We start from the raw sequence: 3,549 nt of genomic DNA on the forward strand, positions 1-3,549 counted from the left end.
CGGGCGATAGGGGTCGGGCCGGGGCACCATATAAGAGCCTGCCGCCCTGGTGGGACCATAGCTAAAGGTTTCGCTCCTGTGCATCCGGGCACAGCTTACCGCCCCCATGCTTTTGCCATGAAAATCGCGGTAGGCGGAAATAAATTCATGCTTATTGCTAATGGCTCTTGCTGCCCGTATGGCAGCTTCCACCGCCGTGGCGCCATCGGAATACAATTGAACCGCATTCAGCCTGCCGGGCAAAATTGCCGCCATTTTTTCCAGCAATTTTTCTTTTACAGGTGTTGTAAAGTCGTGCGCATTCATCAGCTTTTTTGCCCAGTAAGCAATGGCTTCAGATATTTTTGGATGGCAATGCCCCAGCGATGTGACATAAATTCCGGAAGAGAAATCAAGGAATTTATTACCATCCACATCTGTGAGCGTTATCCCGCTGCCTTCTTCAAAACAAACCGGGAACAACTTTACCTGTGAGCTCAGTCCTTTCATATACCGCGCAGTATTGTCGTGCATCTGCTTCGAATGCGGACCGGGCAATTCTGTAATCAAACGTGGAATGCCTTCGGCACTGCTGCGCCACCAGTTTTTATTGACTTTTAAAATATCATTCATAACATTGGAATATTTTATTCGGTGTGCTGTTACAGCTTGCCGTTGTTTCCTTCATTTACAAGCAATTCTTTTACATCTCTCACTTCAACGGAAGCTTCCTTTAACTCTTTCGTCATTATTGTCCAGCCCGGCATGTCCTCGAATATATTGTTACAATACAAGTTGTTTTTGCCGGCAATGGCGGCATATTTCATCGCAACAGCAGGTGACTCTCCATTTAAAACGGCAGTAAGAAATGCAGCGGCAGAAGTATCGCCGGCTCCCGATGCATTGATTATTTTTTCCCGGATCGCGGGGTAAGCTTCGCACCACAATTGCCTGTTGTTCCATTCTGCCTCCGGAAGACATACTGTTTGCTTACGGTTAATGGCAGCCACATCTCCTGTCCATAAAAACAAGCCTTTATGAGCCGCTTTGATCAAAACAATATTGGCGCCCCAGGCGATCAGCCTTTCACCTAATTCTTTTATAAGATCTACCGGCGTATTATCTACAATATTACCTCCTTCGGCTTCCAGCATCGTATACTCATACGGAAAAGTTATTTTTAAAGCCTCTTCCAGGCTGGGTACAAAAATGTTGGTGTAAGGCAGGGTTATTTTTAATATATCTGTCCAATTCACTTTTCCCGATTCACTTTCTGTATCCGGCAAACTAAAGTCGAGAGAAGTAACTACCCCCATTTCACTCACTTTTTTAAAAAGCGAAGCCAACTGCTTTCCTCTCTGCCGGTAAAACTTTTTTAACAGCGGCGGGTAGCCGAAATGAAACAGCCGGCTATCTGCCACCGCATCATAATCTATATGATGAAGGTCGAACAGCTCGCTGCATCCCGGCGATTCAAGAAAAATACGGTCTACATCGGGCGGCGCTATCACCAAACCGAAAGCCGTGCCCTTTTCTTTTACGATCCGTATTCCTTCCAGCAATCCATACTTCTCTAAAGACTCCCTTGCCATTTTACCGATAAAATCTGTACCCAGCAGCCCGTTCAGAAAGACCCGCTTCGAAAATTTTTTCATAGCCATACCGGTGTTGGCAACAACGCCGCCAAGGGTAGATTCCATACCATCAATTTCAACCAACCTGCCCGGGTGAAGCACATCGTATACCTCATTTACCGCAACGTCTTTTTTAAACGCGGGGATCAGGTCTATACAAATATATCCGGCTATTACCGCATCGTATTTTTTCATGAGGATACTTTAAATCACATTTATATTTTTCAGGTAGCAGAAATCCTTTAACAAGCCGGACTGATCGCCATACGCAACAATATAGTGCTGCCCCGAAACCTTTTCGGAAAAATCATCAACAGGCTGATCAAGCGTCAGTTCAAAGCTCGGCAATTGCGGGGCCGGCTGCTCCCAGCCTGCCTCTTCCCACTTAACAGGACTGGCGGTGCCGGTTACAATATGCATGGTGTAACGACTTCCGGTGTTTGAAAGCCGTGCAAGCGTCATCCTCCCGGTTTTTACCTCGGAGATATTAAGCAAACCACCACTTATACCTCCAAAAGCAGCGCGGGTTACCTTCACCCCGCCTTTTACCACTTCGGCGGGCACATAGTCGGGCACTCCCATCAATACCCCATTTTCAAAGAATTCGTAAAATTCGAAATAGGCGCCGCATTGCCCCGTCAGCTGCTTTACGATCAATTGTGTAACTGCACCCATTACATCATTCTCAGGAATGGTACACAAGCCTGCCTCGTCGGATAAGAGCATGAACAGGAATGCCGGCGGAAAATGCAGCAGCTTTTTCATGCCATCCACATCTTTAAGAGAGAGCGCATCATAGCCATTGTCCCTGGCAATTTTCAGCAATGCGAGATAATATCGAATGCCTTTTTCCAGGAACCCTTCGTCTACAGGCTGCACAAAATGCCATTCAGACCTGATCTTGTTCAGCAGCGGTTCAATGGCTGTTTCGTCAACCTGCTCAGCCTCCTGCAGCAGCTCCAGCATCTCGAAAAATTCCACATCGATGCCAAAATCCTTTTTAAGCGACAACCCCTCATACAGTGTATTATATAATTTCATATCCCGGAATCCCATCATACCCACGCGGCTGCCGACAATTGATCTTTGGGCAAATGCAGCGCTTACAAAAGATGCTATTTTATGAAGGGGCGACGGTTGACCAATGATGTTATATACATACCTGAATTTATATCCCAGATCTGCAAACACTTTTCTCAGGGCGGTAGTACCCGCCTGGGCGGCGGCTGTAACAATCCGTCCGTTTTCCAGATCGCCGGCAAGCCCCCATAAAACGATCGGCTTGTGCGCATATTCATGCGCGATGGCAATAACTGCATGAGAAGGTATCCAGCCTGCAAGACACACGATCAGCACTTCAATCCTTTCCTTCCCAAGATCTGCAATTGCCCGCGCCACGTCTTTGCCTTCTGCATCGTCTGTTACAACTGCTGTTGTAACGAGTGGGAAACCCAACGATTCAATTTCTACTCTTGCCGTCAGGCATTTGGCTTTAATCAATTCAGGCGGAGAATTAATTTCTCCAAATCCAACAAAACCTACTTTCATTCAAATCCCATTTTAAAGCATTAAATAAATCCTTATCTGCCGATGGTCTCAGGAACGGCCACCGGTCATTGTTATGTTTTTACAAAAGCACTGCTGCAACTCTCCTTGTTTACAGGCTTGTTTGACCATAATGAAGCGATATCTTCAAGACTCAATCCTTTGGTTTCCGGTATCATCTTCCACGAGAAAACCGCACAAGCGGCACATATCAAAGCAAAAAGAATATATACACCTGCCGGATCATTGTATTGCTTGGTAAACCAGCTGGTGAGCACCGGGAAAAACTGGGCAGTGATAAAAGACGACAGGTAGAGAAAGAAACAAACCACCGCCAATGCTTTTCCGCGGATGTGGTTGGGAAATATTTCGGATATAATGACCCAGCTTA

4 protein-coding genes are annotated in these 3,549 nt (G+C 46.3%); all 4 read right to left on the reverse strand.

The window, feature by feature from the left end; translation table 11 throughout:
• Positions 1 to 612 (reverse strand): aminotransferase class III-fold pyridoxal phosphate-dependent enzyme (locus tag PLH26_RS05470; protein ID WP_324584987.1); only part of this gene is annotated, 612 nt, incomplete at its 3' end.
• A 29-nt stretch (positions 613 to 641) separates the two neighbouring features.
• Positions 642 to 1,808, reverse strand: coding sequence for a carbohydrate kinase family protein (locus tag PLH26_RS05475; protein WP_324584988.1), 1,167 nt, complete (start codon positions 1,806 to 1,808; stop codon positions 642 to 644).
• Between the two features lie 9 nt (positions 1,809 to 1,817).
• Positions 1,818 to 3,161 (reverse strand): hypothetical protein, encoded by a 1,344-nt coding sequence (locus PLH26_RS05480; protein ID WP_324584989.1) that lies wholly within the window; start codon positions 3,159 to 3,161, stop codon positions 1,818 to 1,820.
• A 71-nt stretch (positions 3,162 to 3,232) separates the two neighbouring features.
• Positions 3,233 to 3,549: MFS transporter (locus tag PLH26_RS05485; RefSeq protein WP_324584990.1), on the reverse strand; the 317-nt coding region annotated here is incomplete at its 5' end.

The organism is Agriterribacter sp., assembly GCF_035444585.1.
Lineage (GTDB): Bacteria > Bacteroidota > Bacteroidia > Chitinophagales > Chitinophagaceae > Agriterribacter.

Bases quoted from the DNA above. Each gene is read 5' to 3' on its own strand.
- PLH26_RS05480 (WP_324584989.1), bottom strand. From the start codon at position 3,161: ATGAAAGTAGGTTTTGTTGGATTTGGAGAAATTAATTCTCCGCCTGAA.
- PLH26_RS05475 (WP_324584988.1), bottom strand. From the start codon at position 1,808: ATGAAAAAATACGATGCGGTAATAGCCGGATATATTTGTATAGACCTG.